This window comes from Trinickia sp. (genome assembly GCF_051954495.1).
Classification (GTDB): Bacteria; Pseudomonadota; Gammaproteobacteria; order Burkholderiales; family Burkholderiaceae; genus Trinickia.
In genome coordinates this window covers 39,059-55,837 of sequence record NZ_JBQCHR010000126.1, presented here as the reverse complement: position 1 = coordinate 55,837, position 16,779 = coordinate 39,059, and the positions used below count along the sequence as shown (strand labels likewise).

Genomic DNA, 16,779 nt, shown 5'->3' with positions numbered 1-16,779 from the left:
CGGGCCAGCGCATGGGCCGCCTCGGCGCCGCACAGCTGCGCGACGTGCGGATAGGCGACGTCGAGCAGATCGCTCGACCCGTAGCGCTCGACATAGCCGCGCAGCAATGCGGCGCCTTCCTGCGGCCGCGACAGAGCCGCGAACGCCTTCATCAATTTTTCCGCGACGAGCGGCAAATACGACGGATTTTGCGACTCCACGCGCCGCCAAGCGTCGAGCGCGCCAGCGTGATCGCCCCGGGCGGCGGCCACGTCGCCGGCCAGAATCGTCGCCCGTACGTTTGCGGGGTTGGCCTCGAGCGCGCGGTCGAGTTGCGCGTCGGCCTGCTCGGCGTCCTTGCGCTGCAACGCCTCTTGTGCCAATTCGCAGTGGAACTGCGCGATTTCCTTGGCAAGCGAGTCCGCGCCCATCGTCTCGAGCCGGCGCGCCGCATCGATCGCCTTCGTCCAGTCCTTTTCGATCTCGTAGATCGTCAGTAGCGCGCGCTGCGCGTCGCGCGCGTATTCGCCCGCGTCGAGCCGGCCGAGGGCCTCCTCGGCGCGATCGAGCAGACCCGCCTTCAAAAAGTCCTGGCCCAGTTCGAACAGCGCGTGATCGCGCTCGCTGGCCGGCAAGTCCGCGCGGCTCAGCAGATTCTGATGAATGCGGATCGCGCGGTCCGTTTCGCCCCGGCGACGAAACAAGTTGCCGAGGGCGAAATGCAGTTCGATCGTTTCAGGATCGAGCTTGACGACTTCGATGAATGCATCGATCGCCTGGTCCGGCTGCTCGTTCAAGAGGAAGTTCAGGCCGCGGAAGTAAGAGCGCGGCAGATTGGCGCTTTCGGACAGCAGCGTCTTCAAGTCATAGCGCGATGCCATCCACCCGAGCGCGAACGCAACGGGGATGACAAGGAGCCACCAGAAATCGAGATCCATGCGAAGGTCGAAGAAACGGCGAAAAGAAATGCGTGCGGACGAAAGGTCGACTCAAATGACCGGGGGCATCGGCGGCTCGACAACGGTGGGCGGCGTTTGCTCGCGCGCCGCGCGAAGCTCTCGCCGCGTGCGCGCGTTCTCGAGCTTGAGCCGCACGACTGCCGGTACGGCGGAGACCAGGCCCGCGAGCAAGCCGACGGCGAAGAACGCGAGGCCGATCAGGATGAGCGGCGCTTGCCATACGTAGCCCGCGAAGCTCAGCGATGCGCTTTGCTGGTTGGCGAGCGCGAGGACGAGCAGCACCACGAACACGAGCACACGGATCACCCAGACGATAAATTTCATAAAAGCTCTCTCGACGGCGAATACGGTTGTCGTAAAAGCGGCGCTAGCCTGCGTGCATCCACGCATGACGCACCGGCGCCCGACGTCTCGGCGCCTACGTAAAAGTGCCCGTATTGTAATGGAAAGGATGCGGGGCTGGCCGGGCCACGTCAGGCCGGAGCGGTGGCGGCTGCTGCACCCCGGGCGCATCGAACAAAAAGAAAAAGCGCCCGAAGGCGCTTTTTCGAATTGCTTTGCCGGTTTTACTGTCGGCCTTGGCGTCGAGGACACCACCGACGACGAGCCCGTCCTGCGTTGCGCCTCCCTTTTACCCGGGGGGCCGCGCCGCAGTCAAAGATCGTCGTCCGCCTGGTCCGGCTTGAGCGGCTCGCCGGCCCGACCGTCCACCCGCTCACGCAGTTCCTTGCCGGGTTTGAAGTGCGGCACGTGCTTTTCCGGCACGAGCACCTTCTCTCCCGATTTCGGATTACGTCCGACGCGGGACGGGCGACGGTTCAGACCAAAGCTGCCAAAGCCGCGAATTTCAATGCGATGTCCCTTAGCCAACGCCTCGGACATCGCATCAAGCATCGTCTTGACCGCGAAATCCGCATCTTTAAGAACAAGCTGCGGAAATCGCGCTGCCAACTGGGCGACCAATTCCGATTTGGTCATACTGCGGCAAACCTCTCAAAGGCTTACTGATTCTGGCCGTCGAGCTTGGCCTTGAGCAGAGCGCCAAGGTTCGTCGTGCCGGAAGCGGCCGAACTCGTGTCGGCCGCGAGGCCGCGAATCGCTTCCTGCTGCTCGGCCGAATCCTTGGCCTTGATCGACAGGTTGATGCCACGCGACTTGCGATCGATGTTGATGATCATCGCGTTGACCTTGTCGCCTTCCTTCAGCACGTTGCGAGCATCTTCGACGCGATCTTGCGCGATTTCCGAAGCACGCAGGTAGCCTTCGACTTCAGCCGACAGCGCAACCACCGCGCCCTTGGCGTCGACCGTCTTCACCGTGCCGTCGACGATCGAACCCTTGTCGTTCATCGCAACGAAGTTGCTGAACGGATCGCCTTCGAGTTGCTTGATGCCGAGGGAAATACGTTCCTTCTCGACGTCGATGCCGAGCACGACCGCTTCCACCTCGTCGCCCTTCTTGTACTTGCGCACGGCTTCTTCGCCGGCTTCGCTCCACGACAGATCCGACAGGTGGACCAGGCCGTCGATGCCGCCAGGCAGACCGATGAACACGCCGAAGTCGGTGATCGACTTGATGGCGCCCGTGATCTTGTCGCCCTTCTTGAAGTTGCGGCTGAAGTCATCCCACGGGTTCGGCTTGCATTGCTTCATGCCGAGGCTGATACGACGACGGTCTTCGTCGATCTCGAGCACCATGACTTCGACTTCGTCGCCCAGCTGAACAACCTTCGACGGAGCGACGTTCTTGTTCGTCCAGTCCATTTCCGACACGTGCACCAGACCTTCGATGCCCGATTCGACTTCGACGAACGCGCCGTAATCGGTGATGTTCGTGACCTTGCCGAACAGACGCGTGCCCGACGGGTAGCGGCGCGAGATGCCTTCCCACGGATCGTCGCCCAATTGCTTGATGCCGAGCGAAACGCGGTTCTTCTCTTGGTCGAACTTGAGGATCTTGGCCGTGACTTCTTGACCGACCGACAGCACCTCGCTCGGGTGACGCACACGACGCCACGCGATATCGGTGATGTGCAGCAGGCCGTCGATGCCGCCGAGGTCGACGAACGCGCCGTAATCGGTGATGTTCTTGACCACGCCGTTGACGATCGCGCCTTCCTTCAGCGTCTCGAGCAGCTTCGCGCGCTCTTCGCCTTGCGTCGCTTCGATGACGGCGCGGCGCGACAGCACGACGTTGTTACGCTTGCGGTCGAGCTTGATGACGCGGAATTCGAGCGTCTTGCCTTCGTACGGCGTCGTGTCCTTGACCGGACGCGTGTCGACGAGCGAACCCGGCAGGAACGCGCGAATGCCGTTCACCATGACGGTCATGCCGCCCTTGACCTTGCCCGTGATCGTGCCGGTCACGAGTTCGTTGTTGTCGAGCGCCTTTTCCAGCGACAGCCACGAAGCGAGACGCTTCGCCTTGTCGCGCGAGAGGATCGTGTCGCCATATCCGTTTTCGAGCGCGTCGATCGCGACCGAAACGAAGTCGCCCGCCTGCACTTCTACCTCGCCCGCGTCGTTCAGGAACTCTTCGAGCGGGATATAGGCTTCGGACTTGAGACCTGCATTGACGACCACGAAGTTGTGGTCGACACGCACGACTTCGGCGGAAATCACTTCGCCGGCGCGCATGTCTTGCTTGGTCAGCGACTCTTCGAAGAGAGCCGCGAAAGATTCGGTGTTCGGGTTGGAGGTTTGCAGGTCGGACATAAAAATCGTAAATGCATGGCTTCGCGATTGTCAGTGCCGGCAACGAACAACCGGGCACGCTACGACGGCGATGCGAACGCCATACGGGGTTAAGGGTTGAAACCACGCGCAAAGCGCTATCGCGCCTCGAGCACCTACCGCTCCCGATACCACTTCGCCACTTCGCCGACCGCTTGGTCGATCGAAAGCGTTGAGGTATCCAGCAGCTTTGCATCTGCCGCGGGCTTGAGCGGAGCGGCGGCGCGACTGCTGTCACGTTCGTCGCGCTCGCGCAAATCCCGAAGCAAGTCATCCATATTAGCAGAAAAGCCTTTTTGGATCAATTGCTTATACCGCCTGGCCGCGCGTGCCTCGACGCTGGCCGTCAAAAACACCTTCAGCACCGCGTCGGGAAAGATGACGGTGCCCATGTCGCGGCCATCCGCCACGAGCCCCGGTTCCTTGCGGAAGGCCCGCTGGCGCGCCACGAGGGCCGCCCGCACGTTCTGATGGACCGCGATGGCCGAGGCCCGATTGCCGATTTCCTCGGCCCGGATTTCGCTCGACACATCGACGCCGTCGAGCTGCGCGCAGCCCTCGCGGAACGTAATGTGCAAGTCGTCGACGAGCGCGGCGAGCGCGTCCGCGTCCGTGGCGGCGACGCCGTAGCGTACGCTGGCCAAGGCGGCCAAGCGATACAGCGCGCCGCTGTCCAGCAAATGAAAGCCGAGCTGGGCGGCGACGAGCGCCGCCACGGTGCCCTTGCCGGAGGCGGTCGGGCCGTCGATGGCGATGACGGGAGTCTGATGGAAGGGGCGAGTCGGTTTCATCTAAGGAATGAGAGCATCGGGCCGGGCATCAGGCGCCGACGAGCGCCGCGAAGCGGTCGAAATAATCGGGAAACGTCTTGCCGACGCACTTCGGATCGTTGATGCGCACGGGCACCGCGCCGAGCGCAACGAGCGAAAAACACATCGCCATGCGGTGATCGTCATAGGTGTCGATGGCGGCGCCGGGCGCGAGCCGCGCGGGCGGCGTCACGACGAGGAAGTCCTCGCCCTCCTCCACCGTTGCGCCCACCTTGCGCAGTTCCTTCGCCATGGCCGCGATGCGGTCCGTTTCCTTCACGCGCCAGCTGCCGATGTTGCGCAGGCGCGTCGTGCCACGCGCGAACAGCGCGCAGACGGCGATCGTCATCGCGGCGTCAGGGATGAGATTGAAATCCATGTCGACCGCTTCGAGCTGGCCGTGATCGTGGCCCACGCCGCGCACCTCGATCCAATCCGCGGCCATGGTGACGTTCGCGCCCATCGCCGTCAGAGCGTCCGCGAACCCGACATCGCCCTGAATGCTCTCGCGCCCCACGCCGACGACACGCACGGGCCCGCCCGCGATCGCGCCCGCCGCGAGGAAGTACGACGCCGAGGACGCATCGCCCTCCACCATGATCGCGCCCGGGGCCTGGTAGCGCACGCCGGCCGGCACCGTGAAGCGCTGCCACCCCTCGCGGGCGACCGTTACGCCGAAGCGCTCCATCAGCTTCATCGTGATTTCGATGTAAGGCTTGGAGATCAGCTCGCCTTCGACTTCGACGACGATCTCGCCCGATTTCGCCCGCACGAGCGGCAGCGTCATCAGGAGGGCCGTCAGGAACTGGCTCGAGACGTCGCCGCGGACGCGGATCGGCTCGTCCACCGCGATGTCCCCCGCGCGAATACGCAGCGGCGGGTAGCCTTCGTTCGCCTCGTAGTCGATCCGCGCCCCGATCTGGCGCAGGCCGTCGACGAGGTCGCCGATCGGCCGCTCGTGCATCCGAGGCACGCCGTGCACGCGGTAGTCGCCGCCGTTCACGGCGAGCGCGGCGGTCAACGGGCGAATCGCCGTGCCGGCGTTGCCGAGAAAGAGATCGGCCGTCTTGGCGGTAAACGCGCCGCGCGTGCCCTGCACGACGCACCGGTCGCCCTCGCGCGTAAACTTGACGCCGAGCTTTTCGAGTGCGTCGAGCATCACGCGCGTGTCATCCGAATCGAGCAGGTTCGAAATCGCCGTCTCGCCTTCGGCCAGAGCCGCCAACAAGAGCACGCGGTTCGAGATGCTCTTCGAGCCGGGCAGGTGGACGGTGCCTTGCGCCCGCGAGTAAGGTCCGAGATCGAGGTATTCCATGGTGTGTCCTTTCATTTCGGGGCGGTATCGCCGCTGGCGCGGCCGCCGCGTTCCTGCCATTGGCTGCGCGCTTCGCGCGAGCGTGCGAATACCGCCTCTAACTCTGCACCGTCGCCGGCCACGATGGCCGCGCGCAGACGCGCGAGCACCGCCGTGTAGCCGTCGAGTTCATCGACGAGCGCCTCCCGGTTGGCCAAACAGACATCACGCCACATCTCGGGATTGGACGCCGCGATCCGCGTGAAATCGCGAAAACCGCCGGCGGCGAACGAAAATTTCAGCGCCGCGTCGGGCGCGCCCAAAATGCGCTCGACGAGCGCAAACGACAGCAGATGGGGCAGATGACTGACAGACGCGAATACGCGGTCGTGCTGCTCGTGGCTCATCGTGCTGACCTGCGCCCCCGTCGCGCGCCATAGCGCGTCGATGCGCGCAATGTCTTGCGGACGATTCTCGGGCAGCGGGCAGACTACGACGTTTCGGCCCACGTACAGATCGGGCAGCGCCGCCTCCACACCGCTCGACTCGCGCCCCGCGATGGGGTGAGCGGGCACGAATCGAGCGATCCGGTCACCGAGCGCCGCACGCGCCGCTGCCACAACATCCGACTTCGTGCTGCCCGCATCGGTGACGATCGCCGCGTCGCTCAAGAACGGCGCGATGCGCTCGAGCAGCGGCCCCGTTTGGGCCACCGGCGCCGCGATCAGCACCAGATCGGCGCCGTCCAGCGCGGCGCGGAGTTCGTCGTCGCGGTCGAGCGCCGCGACATCGTCGACGACGCCGAGCTCGCGCGCCCGCTCGGCGGAGGCGCGGGAACGGCCCACGCCGACGATCCGCCCGCCGCTAGCGGCGCCGGAGCGCTCGCGCAGGGCGCGCGCCAGCGAGCCGCCGATGAGCCCCACGCCGAAAATGACGAGTTTGTCGAAAGTGAACGTTGTCACGAGTTGCTCGCAAGCTGAAAAGCGCGCGCACGGGGCGCGCGCAGCAGGTAAATCGGGGACGGCGAGTGCGGCCGCGCAGTGCGCCTCGCCCTCACGCAAGCGCGTTTTCGAGCGCCGCGATAAACGCCTCGTTCTCCTCGGGCAGACCGATCGTCACGCGCAGCCACTGCGGCAAACCGTAATTGCCGACCGGGCGCACGATGACCCCTTGCTTGAGCAATTCGAGGTTCACACGCGCGCCCGCGCCGTCGTCATGCCCCACGCGCACGAGGACAAAGTTGCCGAACGACGGCACATATTCGAGGCCGAGCTTTTCGAAGGCTTCGGTCAGTCGGCGATAGCCTGCGGTATTCAGCGCGGCCGTCCGTTCGAGGAACGCCGTATCGCCCAGCGCCGCGATCGCCGCGGCCTGCGCCATCGTGTTCACATTGAAAGGCTGACGCAGCCGATTGAGCAAATCGGTGAACTCGGGCTGCGCGATGGCGAACCCGACGCGCAAGCCGGCGAGACCAAACGCCTTCGAGAACGTGCGGGACACGACCAGGTTCGGATAGCGCCGCACCCAGGCGATCGAATCGTAGCGATGTGCTTGCGCAAGGTACTCGGTGTAGGCTTCGTCGAGCACCACGATCACGCGCTTGGGCACCTTCTCGAGAAACGCTTCGAGCGCCGGGCCATCGATGAACGTGCCCGTGGGATTGTTCGGATTGGCGACGAACACTAGGCGCGTGTCGTCTTCGATCGCGGCCAGCATCGCATCGAGATCGTGGCCGTACTCGCGCGCGGGCACGACGATCGCGCGCGCGCCGAGCCCTTGCGTGGCAAGCGCATAGACGGCGAACGAATACTGCGAGTAGACGACCGACTGCCCGCTTTCGACGAACGCGTGCGCGGCCATTTCGAGAATGTCGTTGCTGCCGTTGCCGAGCGTGATCCATTCGGCCGGCACGCCATAGCGCGCCGCGAGCGCGCCCTTCAGTTCAAACGCGTTCGCATCCGGGTAGCGGCCGAGTTCGGACGCGGCCCGCACCATCGCGGCCTTGGCCGACTCCGGCATCCCGAGCGGGTTTTCGTTCGAAGCCAGTTTCACGATGCGCGCTTCGTCGAGCCCGAATTCGCGCGCGACTTCGGAAATCGGCTTACCGGCGACGTAAGGCGCGATTTGGCGCACGTACGATGGGCCGTATTGCAAGGTCATGGGCATCTCCAAGGCGGACAGCGCAGGGTAGCGAGGCAGACAAACGCGACGCTACCGCGAACGCGGATACGAGCCGAGAATCTTGAGGAACGCGGCCTTCTTCTCGAGCTCGGCGAGCGCGGCGGCAACGGACGGGTCCTCGCGATGACCTTCGACGTCGATGTAAAAGTAGTACTCCCAGGTGCCCACGCGGGCCGGGCGCGACTCGAATCGCGTCATCGACACACCGTGGCGCGCGAGCGGCTCGAGCAGCTTGAACACCGCCCCCGGCTCGTTTTTGACCGAAACGATCAGCGAGGTTTGATCGTGCCCGCTGCGGCCGGCCGGCGCGTGTCCGATCATCACGAAGCGGGTTCGATTGTGCGGATCGTCCTGAATCAGCGCGTACGCGATCTGCAGTCCGTAGTACGACGCCGCGCGGTCGCTTGCAATCGCGGCGACGGTCGGATCGGCGGCGGCCATGCGCGCGGCTTCGGCATTGCTCGACACGGCTTGCCGCTCGATGTGCGGCATATGTGTCGACAACCAGCGTTGACACTGCGCCAGCGCTTGCGGATGGGCGCAGACGCGCGTAATGCCCGCGAGCGCGCCGCTTTGCGTCAGCAGGTTGTGCCGAATCGGCAAAGCCAATTCCCCGCCGATCAGCAACTGCGATTGCAGCAGCAGGTCGAGCGTACGCGACACCGCCCCCTCGCTCGAATTCTCGACGGGCACGACGCCGAATTCGGCGCCGCCCGCCTCGACCGAACGAAAGACCTCGTCGATCGACGGGCAAGGCAAGCCTTCTATCGACTGACCGAAGTACTCGTACATCGCCTCTTCGCTATAGGTTCCGGCCGGGCCGAGGTAAGCCGCGGTGACGGGGCGCTCGAGCGAGCGGCTCGCCGCCATGATCTCGCGCCAAATCGCGCTGATGTGATCGCCCGCCAGCGGGCCCTCGCTCATGCCCTGCAAGCGCGAGATGACCTGCTGCTCGCGCTCGGGCCGAAACACGGGCGCGTTGTAGAGTTTTTTGACCTCGCCCACTTCGAGCGCGATCGCGGCGCGCTGATTGAGCAGCGCGATGAGCTCTGCGTCGATCGCATCGATCCGATCGCGCAGCGGCTTGAGCTTTGAATTGAGTTCGTCGTCCATGCGTAATACGGCCGTATCGAAAACGGGCAGCGTCGATCGCCGCCCTGCCCGTGCGGATTAGGCGCGGGTCTGTTCGAATTCCTTCAGATACTCGACGAGCGCTTTGACGCCCTCGAGCGGCACCGCGTTGTAGATCGACGCCCGCATGCCGCCCACGGACTTGTGGCCCTTGAGCTGCATGAGCCCGCGCTGTTTCGCGCCGGCCAGGAAATCTTCATTGCGCGACTCGTCCGCGAGGAAGAACGGTACGTTCATTCGCGAACGCGAATCGCGCTCCACTTTGTTGACATAGAAGCTGCTCGAATCGATCGCGTCGTAAAGCAGCTTCGATTTTTCGAGGTTGCGCGCCTCGATCGCCTGCAGTCCGCCTTGACGCTTGAGCCACTTGAATACGAGGCCCGCGATGTAAATCGCATAGGTAGGCGGCGTGTTGTACATCGAATTGTTTTCGGCCACGATGCGCCATTCGAACGCCGACGGGCAAATCGGGAGCGCACGGTCGAGCAGATCCTCGCGCACGACGACGATCGTCAACCCGGCCATGCCGATGTTCTTCTGCGCGCCGCCGAACATGACGCCGTACTTGGCCACGTCGAGCGGACGCGAAAGCACGTGCGAGGAAACATCGGCCACGAGCGGGATGTCGCCGAGCTCGGGGATGTCGAAGTTCTCGATGCCGTGAATCGTTTCGTTCGTGCAGAGGTGGACATAGGCCGGATCGTCCGACAATTGCCATTCGCCGCGCTTGGGCGCACGCGTGAAACCGTCCGTCGTTTCGCCGCTCGCCGCCAGATGCGGCGTGCAGTATTTGGCGGCTTCCTTGAACGATTTTTGCGACCACGAACCCGTGATGACGAAGTCGGCGTCAGAGCGCGAACCCAGCATGTTCATCGGAACGATCGCATTCTCGCCCAGCCCGCCGCCCTGCAAAAACAGAATCCGGTGGCTGGCCGGCACTTGCATGAGCTCGCGCAGGTCGGTGAGCGCTTCCTCGTGGATCGACATGAATTCCCGCCCGCGATGGCTCATTTCCATCACGCTCATGCCGCTGCCGTGCCAATCGAGCATTTCGTCGGCCGCTTGGCGCAGCACTTCTTCGGGCAGCGCCGCCGGCCCGGCCGAGAAATTGAAGACACGCATCGTGAAACTCCCGAGGATGAATGGACGGCCGCGAGCGGCGGCATGTTGCCCGCCGGCGAACGCACCGGATCCATGTCAGAAATAGATAATGGCCGTTCGCGCGTTCCGCGCAAACGGCCATTATCGCACCGCCGATCGAAAGCCGCTCGCGTAAGCCCGACCCGCGGGCTTACGGCGCCGGGCCCGAACGGGCCCTTGCGGCTTACTTGCCGGGCTTGACCGCGGCGATTTCCTTATCGGCTTGCGCGCGCGTAGCCTGGATCGATTGCGGCATGTACTTCTGCATCAAGCCGCCGACGACGTCCCGGCCCACTTGATCTTGCACCTGAATGAACTTGCGACCCGTCGGGCTCTTGTAGAACGACGTCAAGTCCTTGATTTCCTGCGTCGAATAATACTTCGCGTAAGCGTCGTATTGAGCTTGCATCGCGTCTTGGCGGAAGCCGTCGGAGGCGAAGACTTGACCGGCCGAATCCACGAGCTTGGGCACGGCATTCTTTTGCAGCGTAGGCACGGCAGCCTGCTTCTGCTTGTCGTTCAGCGTCTTGTTCTCGGACAGCGCTTCCGAGAGGATTTCCGGCACGTACTGCTTCGCCTGCATTTGAGCGCTGTTGCCGATCGCACCGACGAGCTTTTGCGCGTCGATCGCTTCGAGCAGCTCCTTGATCGCAGCTTGCTTGGCCGGATCGACCGGCGCAGCGGCGGCAGCCGAAGCAGCCGGCGCTTGACTCTGGAGCGCTTGCGCCATCGCGAAAGTCGGCACGAAAGCAGCCAGCAGCATCCATTGTTTGAAACGTCGTTGCATCATCACTCCCTCTAGAAAATGAATCGTTCGCGCGCGAGGCCCATCGGCCCGGCTCGTTGCCCCCGCCGCCCTTGGCGTGGCGGGCGCCCTCACCTATAACGCGATCGCTCGCGCGCTTCGTTGTCTTTCGTCAAAAAATCGAGGCGTACCGCCGACCGAACCGGCCGGCTTCACTTTCACTGCGCCGCGCCTTCCTCGCCCGCATCGTCGTCGGCCGCCGCACCGTCGACATCGACGTCGGAATCGGCTTCCGCGATCTGCTGCAGCCCGGAGAGCTTCGTACCCTCATCAAGGCTGATGAGTGTAACACCCTGCGTCGCCCGGCCCATCTCGCGAATCTCGGAAACGCGTGTGCGGATCAACACACCCGTCGTCGTGATCAGCATGATCTGATCTTCGGCGTCCACGAGCGTCGCGGCCACGACCTTGCCGTTGCGCTCCGACGTTTGGATCGCGATCATGCCCTTCGTCCCGCGGCCATGCCGCGTGTATTCGCTGATCGGCGTGCGCTTGCCGTACCCGTTCTCGGTAGCGGTCAGCACCGATTGCGTCTCGCTGCCGGCGACGAGCATCGCGATGACCTGCTGGCCTTCGTCGAGCTGCATGCCGCGCACGCCGCGCGCCTCGCGGCCCATCGGACGCACGTCGTTCTCGTCGAATCGCACGGCCTTGCCCGCGTCGGAGAACAACATCACGTCGTGCTGACCGTCGGTGATGGCCGCGCCGATCAGATAATCGCCGTCGTCCAAGCCAACCGCAATGATACCTTTGCGCATGGGCCGGCTGAAAGCTTCGAGCGGCGTCTTTTTGACGGTGCCGAGCGACGTGGCCATGAAGACGAACTTATCGGCCGAGAATTCCTTGACCGGCAGCACGACGTTGATTTTTTCCCCGTCCTGCAGCGGGAACATGTTGACGATCGGCCGGCCGCGCGCGTTGCGCGAGCCTTGCGGCACCTCGTACACCTTCACCCAGTACACGCGGCCGCGATTCGAGAAGCACAGGATGTGATCGTGCGTATTCGCGATGAACAGCGTATCGATCCAGTCGTCTTCCTTCATCTGCGTGGCCTGCTTGCCGCGCCCACCGCGTTTTTGCGCGCGGTATTCGGACAGCGGCTGCGACTTCACGTAGCCGGTATGCGACATCGTCACGACCATGTCCTGCGGCGTGATGAGATCTTCGGTATTGAGTTCGGTGGCGTTCAGCTCGATCTTCGAGCGGCGCGCGTCGCCGAATTCGGCCTTCACGGCCGTCAGTTCGTCGCCGATGATGGCCGTGATGCGCTCGGGCCGGGCGAGGATATCGAGCAGATCGGCGATCTGGGCCATGACTTCCCGGTATTCGCCAATGATCTTGTCTTGCTCGAGACCCGTGAGGCGCTGCAGCCGCATTTGCAGGATTTCCTGCGCCTGCGTGTCGGACAGCTTGTACAGGCCGTCGCCCTGCATACCGAAAGCCGGGTTAAGGCCCTCCGGACGATAAGCCTCGCGCCCGCCCGCCGCCGCGTTTTCGCTTTCGGCCCGGGCCAGCATATCGCGCACGAGCGACGAATCCCACGGGCGCGCCATGAGTTCCTGCTTGGCGATCGGCGGCGTGGGCGCGGCCTTGATGATGGCGATGAATTCGTCGATGTTCGCCAGCGCGACGGCCAGGCCCTCGAGCACGTGTCCGCGTTCTCGCGCCTTGCGCAATTCGTATACCGTGCGCCGCGTCAGCACCTCGCGCCGGTGCGACAGGAACGCGTCGAGCATCTCCTTCAGATTCAGGAGCTTGGGCTGGCCGTCGACGAGCGCGACCATGTTCATGCCGAACGTGTCCTGAAGCTGCGTCGCCTTATAGAGATTGTTGAGCACGACCTCCGGCACTTCGCCGCGCTTGAGCTCGATGACGACGCGCATCCCGCTCTTGTCCGACTCGTCGCGAATATCGGAGATGCCCTCGAGCTTCTTCTCGTTGACGAGCTCGGCGATGCGCTCGAGCAGCGAGCGCTTGTTGACCTGGTACGGCAGCTCGTCGACGATGATCGCCATGCGCTGGCCGCGATCGATCTCCTCGAAGTGCGTGGCCGCGCGCATGACGACGCGCCCGCGCCCCGTGCGGTAGCCGTCGCGCACGCCCGCGACGCCATAGATGATGCCGGCCGTCGGAAAATCGGGCGCGGGAATGATCTCGATGAGCTCGTCGATGCTCGACTGCGGATTCTTCAGCAGATGGTGGCAGGCGTCGACGACTTCGTTCAGGTTGTGCGGCGGAATGTTCGTCGCCATCCCCACGGCGATGCCCGACGAGCCATTGATCAGCAGGTTCGGGATGCGCGCGGGCAGAATGAGCGGCTCGTTTTCGCTGCCGTCGTAGTTCGGGCCGAAATCGACCGTTTCCTTGTCGATGTCGGCGAGCAGTTCATGGCCGATCTTGGCCATGCGGATTTCCGTGTACCGCATGGCGGCGGCGTTGTCGCCGTCGATCGAACCGAAGTTGCCCTGGCCGTCCACGAGCATGTAGCGCAGCGAAAAGTCCTGCGCCATGCGCACGATCGTGTCGTAGACCGCGGTGTCGCCGTGCGGATGGTACTTACCGATGACGTCGCCGACGATACGCGCCGACTTCTTATAGGCGCGGTTCCAGTCGTTGTTGAGCTCGTGCATCGCGTAGAGCACGCGGCGGTGCACCGGCTTCAGGCCGTCCCGAACGTCGGGGAGCGCCCGTCCGACGATCACGCTCATGGCGTAATCGAGATACGAACGGCGCATTTCCTCCTCTAGGGAGATCGGCAGAGTCTCTTTGGCGAATTGATCCATTATCCGTATCTTTGTCGGGCGCGAGCCGCGCGCAGCAGCGCAACCGCGCGGTCATACCTCGCGATCACGTAAGCCGCACGCGCGCCCACCGGCCCGGCAGGAGGCGCCGGGCATCACGCGATTCTAACATGGCCGCCATCCCCGCCCGATACGCGGCATGTACTCCCCCACGCGCACGGGAGCCGCAACGGCCTAACGGCGCGAATTTCGCGCGCCCTGCAAACCGGCTCGTACTGGCCCGAAATCAATTGTTACGACTTCATGCCCCGCTCTGGCACGCATCGTGCGACCCTCGACCGCCCCGAAAGCCCCGTCCCGCAACGCTGTTGCGGGGGCACCACATTCGAAACGGGCGATTTGGCGCGACGGGATTTTTTTTTCGTAAGAAGGGAACGATATGGCAAAATGCCAACGCACTTGGTTAGACGCTGCTCGAAGTGTCCACAGGGTCCGCGTTTTTTGTACCGCACCAATGTTATACTTCGAGCAATGTATGACTTGTCTTCGTCATCCAGGCTCGCAGTAAACCTGCGGTAATCTCAATTTCGAGAGGAGAAATATGAATAAATTTTCAAAGCTCGCGTTCATTGCAGCTACCGCAGTTGTGGCTGCATCCGCATCGGCGCAATCGGTGCCGGCATCGCGACAAGCTACGAACGACAACTGGGTGAACGGTACCGGCGAATACGTGTGGATGAACGGCACGAACGAGCTTTGCTGGCGCGATGCATTCTGGACGCCGGCTACGGCCAACGCCAAGTGCGACGGCGCGCTCGTCGCACAAGCCCCGACGCCGCCGGCTCCGGTCGCTCCGGCAGCCCCGGCTATCTCGAGCCAAAAGGTCACGTACCAAGCCGACACGCTGTTCGACTTCGACAAGGCGATCCTGAAGCCGGCCGGCAAGCAAGCGCTTGACGACCTGGCATCGAAGATCCAAGGCATGGACCTCGAAGTCGCCGTTGCAACGGGCTACACGGACAAGATCGGTTCGGACAAGTACAACGACCGTCTGTCGCTGCGCCGCGCGCAAGCCGTCAAGGCGTACTTGGTCAGCAAGGGTGTGCCGGCCAACAAGATCTACACGGAAGGCAAGGGCAAGCGCAACCCGGTCAAGACGGATTGCAACCAGAAGAACCGCAAGCAACTCATCGCTTGCCTGGCTCCGAACCGTCGCGTGGAAGTCGAAATCGTCGGTACGCAAAAAGCAGCACAGTAAGCCGCCGCTCTCGCTTCACGAAAAACCCCGCCTCGGCGGGGTTTTTTTCTGCCTGTCCCGCCTCGGTCCGTGGCACTGCGACTTTTGCGGCACCGCGCAACCCTCGATATACTCAGCCTAATTCAGCCTCATCCGACCTTTTGCAAGCTTATGACGAACGCCGATCCCCACGAGCTACGGAAATTCAGTGACCTCGCACACCGCTGGTGGGATCCGAACGCCGAATTCAAACCGCTGCACGAACTCAACCCAGTCCGCCTCGGCTGGATCGACGCTCATGCGCATCTGCCCGGCAAACGGGTGCTGGATATCGGCTGCGGCGGCGGCATTCTTTCCGAATCGATGGCGGGTCTAGGCGCGCAGGTCAAGGGCATCGATCTGTCGGAGCAGGCGCTCGGCGTAGCCGATCTGCACAGCTTGGAAAGCGGTATCACGGTCGAATACGAGGAGATCGCCGCGGAAGCGCTCGCCGCGCGCGAACCCGGCAGCTATGACGTCGTCACCTGCATGGAAATGCTCGAGCACGTACCGGATCCTTCGGCCATCGTTGGAGCTTGCGCCACCCTCGTCAAGCCGGGTGGATGGGTCTTTTTCTCCACGCTCAATCGAAACGTCAAGTCATACCTATTCGCGGTGATCGGCGCGGAGTACATCGCCCAGATGCTGCCCAAGGGCACGCACGATTACGCTCGCTTCATCCGTCCGTCCGAGCTAGCGGCATTTGCGCGCGCAGCCGGCCTGCGCGAAGCCGACGTCAAGGGCATCACGTATCGCCCGCTCAGCAAGCACTTCGGCCTATCCGACGATACGAGCGTCAACTATCTGTTCGCCTGCCGGCGCGACAGCTGATACAAATTCGAGCGGCGCGCCGCCTGTTGCATCGCCCCACCCCAGCCTCATCGCACGATCGATTCATGAGCCAACCGCCCCCGTCTCCCGCGCGACAAGACGACGCGCCCCAGATCGCGCAATGCCGCGCCGCCCTCTTCGACCTGGACGGTACGCTCGCCGATACGGCGCCCGACCTCGTTGCCGCGGTCAACAAGATGCGTCGGGACCGCGGTCTCGCGCTCGTGCCCGTGGACGATTTGCGCCACCTCGCGTCGGCGGGTGCGCGCGGCCTGATCGGGGGCGCGTTCGGCATCGGGCCGGAACATCGCGATTTCGCCGCGATGCGCGAGGAATTCCTCGCGAATTACGAGGCCGATCTGTGCATCGAGACGACGCTCTTTCCGGGTATCGCCGAGTTGCTCGACGCGCTGGATGATCGCCGCATCCGCTGGGGCATCGTCACGAACAAGGTCGGCCGGCTGACGATGCCGCTGGTTTCGCAGCTCGGCCTCGCGACACGCGCCGGCTGCGTCGTCAGCGGCGACACCACGCCGCACTCCAAGCCGCATCCGGCCCCGCTGCTTCATGCCGCCGAGGCGCTCGCGCTGCCGCCTGAGCAAATCGTCTATGTGGGCGACGACTTGCGCGATGTCCAGGCCGGGTTCGCGGCAGGCATGGCCACTGTCGCCGCGGCGTATGGCTACTGCGGCGCCGATCTTCCCCCGGCGATGTGGCATGCGCAGCACATCGTCGATTCCCCCCGTCAGCTTCAACGCTTGCTCGACGTCCTCGGCTAGGAGGCGGTCACGGAGGCGGCAAACTTCGGCAACCCTCTACGGGACCGAAGATCGACTTTAGGGCGAGCGCCCGCTCTTGAATTCCCCACAAGCCGCACCATGTTGGTTTCTGTGGGATAATC

Annotated in this window: 15 protein-coding genes and 1 pseudogene; 3 read left to right on the top strand and 13 right to left on the bottom strand. The window is 63.8% G+C overall.

What is annotated here, in order from left to right; translation table 11 throughout:
• From lapB to gyrA, 13 genes and pseudogenes are all read right to left on the bottom strand, one after another.
• The coding region (gene lapB, locus ACTHNR_RS17355; RefSeq protein WP_440548891.1) for a lipopolysaccharide assembly protein LapB at positions 1-917 on the bottom strand (917 nt) is incomplete at its 3' end.
• A gap of 51 nt (positions 918-968) precedes the next feature.
• Positions 969-1,262, bottom strand: a complete 294-nt coding sequence (locus ACTHNR_RS17350; protein WP_440548890.1) for a lipopolysaccharide assembly protein LapA domain-containing protein — start codon at positions 1,260-1,262, stop codon at positions 969-971.
• A 330-nt stretch (positions 1,263-1,592) separates the two neighbouring features.
• A complete protein-coding gene (locus ACTHNR_RS17345) occupies positions 1,593-1,916 on the bottom strand; it encodes an integration host factor subunit beta (protein WP_440548889.1) in 324 nt (107 codons plus the stop codon).
• Positions 1,917-1,939: 23 nt separating this feature from the next.
• Entirely contained in the window at positions 1,940-3,652 is a 1,713-nt protein-coding gene (rpsA, locus tag ACTHNR_RS17340; RefSeq protein ID WP_440548888.1) for a 30S ribosomal protein S1, read from the bottom strand.
• 134 nt (positions 3,653-3,786) lie between these two features.
• Positions 3,787-4,461 (bottom strand): (d)CMP kinase, encoded by a 675-nt coding sequence (cmk, locus tag ACTHNR_RS17335; protein ID WP_440548887.1) that lies wholly within the window; start codon positions 4,459-4,461, stop codon positions 3,787-3,789.
• Positions 4,458-4,604 carry a hypothetical protein gene (locus tag ACTHNR_RS17330; protein WP_440548886.1) on the bottom strand — a complete coding sequence of 49 codons (147 nt, stop codon included), beginning with the start codon at positions 4,602-4,604 and terminating at the stop codon, positions 4,458-4,460. The genes cmk and ACTHNR_RS17330 overlap by 4 nt, the downstream gene beginning before the upstream one ends.
• A pseudogene (gene aroA / locus ACTHNR_RS17325) lies at positions 4,559-5,794 on the bottom strand (3-phosphoshikimate 1-carboxyvinyltransferase); the annotation flags it as partial. The gene ACTHNR_RS17330 and the pseudogene aroA, both read right to left, overlap by 46 nt.
• Positions 5,795-5,805: 11 nt before the next feature.
• Complete coding sequence (locus tag ACTHNR_RS17320; protein ID WP_440548885.1) at positions 5,806-6,735, bottom strand: prephenate dehydrogenase; 930 nt, start codon at positions 6,733-6,735, stop codon at positions 5,806-5,808.
• A gap of 91 nt (positions 6,736-6,826) precedes the next feature.
• Positions 6,827-7,933: a histidinol-phosphate transaminase gene (gene hisC, locus ACTHNR_RS17315; protein WP_440548884.1), complete on the bottom strand. Its 1,107-nt coding sequence runs from the start codon at positions 7,931-7,933 to the stop codon at positions 6,827-6,829.
• 51 nt (positions 7,934-7,984) lie between these two features.
• Complete coding sequence (pheA, locus tag ACTHNR_RS17310) at positions 7,985-9,067, bottom strand: prephenate dehydratase (RefSeq protein ID WP_440548883.1); 1,083 nt, start codon at positions 9,065-9,067, stop codon at positions 7,985-7,987.
• Positions 9,068-9,124: 57 nt separating this feature from the next.
• Positions 9,125-10,207 carry a 3-phosphoserine/phosphohydroxythreonine transaminase gene (gene serC / locus ACTHNR_RS17305; protein WP_440548882.1) on the bottom strand — a complete coding sequence of 361 codons (1,083 nt, stop codon included), beginning with the start codon at positions 10,205-10,207 and terminating at the stop codon, positions 9,125-9,127.
• Positions 10,208-10,409: 202 nt separating this feature from the next.
• Positions 10,410-11,012, bottom strand: a complete 603-nt coding sequence (locus ACTHNR_RS17300) for a DUF2059 domain-containing protein (RefSeq protein ID WP_440548895.1) — start codon at positions 11,010-11,012, stop codon at positions 10,410-10,412.
• A gap of 176 nt (positions 11,013-11,188) precedes the next feature.
• Complete coding sequence (gyrA, locus tag ACTHNR_RS17295; protein ID WP_440548881.1) at positions 11,189-13,813, bottom strand: DNA gyrase subunit A; 2,625 nt, start codon at positions 13,811-13,813, stop codon at positions 11,189-11,191.
• A 559-nt stretch (positions 13,814-14,372) separates the two neighbouring features.
• Between gyrA and ompA the strand changes: the two genes are divergently transcribed.
• The 3 genes from ompA to ACTHNR_RS17280 all read left to right on the top strand — a co-directional run bounded on the left by ompA (position 14,373) and on the right by ACTHNR_RS17280 (position 16,657).
• On the top strand, positions 14,373-15,029 hold the full coding sequence (ompA, locus tag ACTHNR_RS17290) for an outer membrane protein OmpA (protein ID WP_440548880.1): 657 nt from the start codon (positions 14,373-14,375) through the stop codon (positions 15,027-15,029).
• Positions 15,030-15,179: 150 nt separating this feature from the next.
• The gene (gene ubiG / locus ACTHNR_RS17285; RefSeq protein ID WP_440548879.1) at positions 15,180-15,878 is read left to right on the top strand and encodes a bifunctional 2-polyprenyl-6-hydroxyphenol methylase/3-demethylubiquinol 3-O-methyltransferase UbiG; all 699 of its coding nucleotides are present in this window, start codon (positions 15,180-15,182) and stop codon (positions 15,876-15,878) included.
• Positions 15,879-15,943: 65 nt separating this feature from the next.
• Positions 15,944-16,657 (top strand): HAD-IA family hydrolase, encoded by a 714-nt coding sequence (locus ACTHNR_RS17280; protein WP_440548878.1) that lies wholly within the window; start codon positions 15,944-15,946, stop codon positions 16,655-16,657.
• Positions 16,658-16,779: the final 122 nt, after the last annotated feature.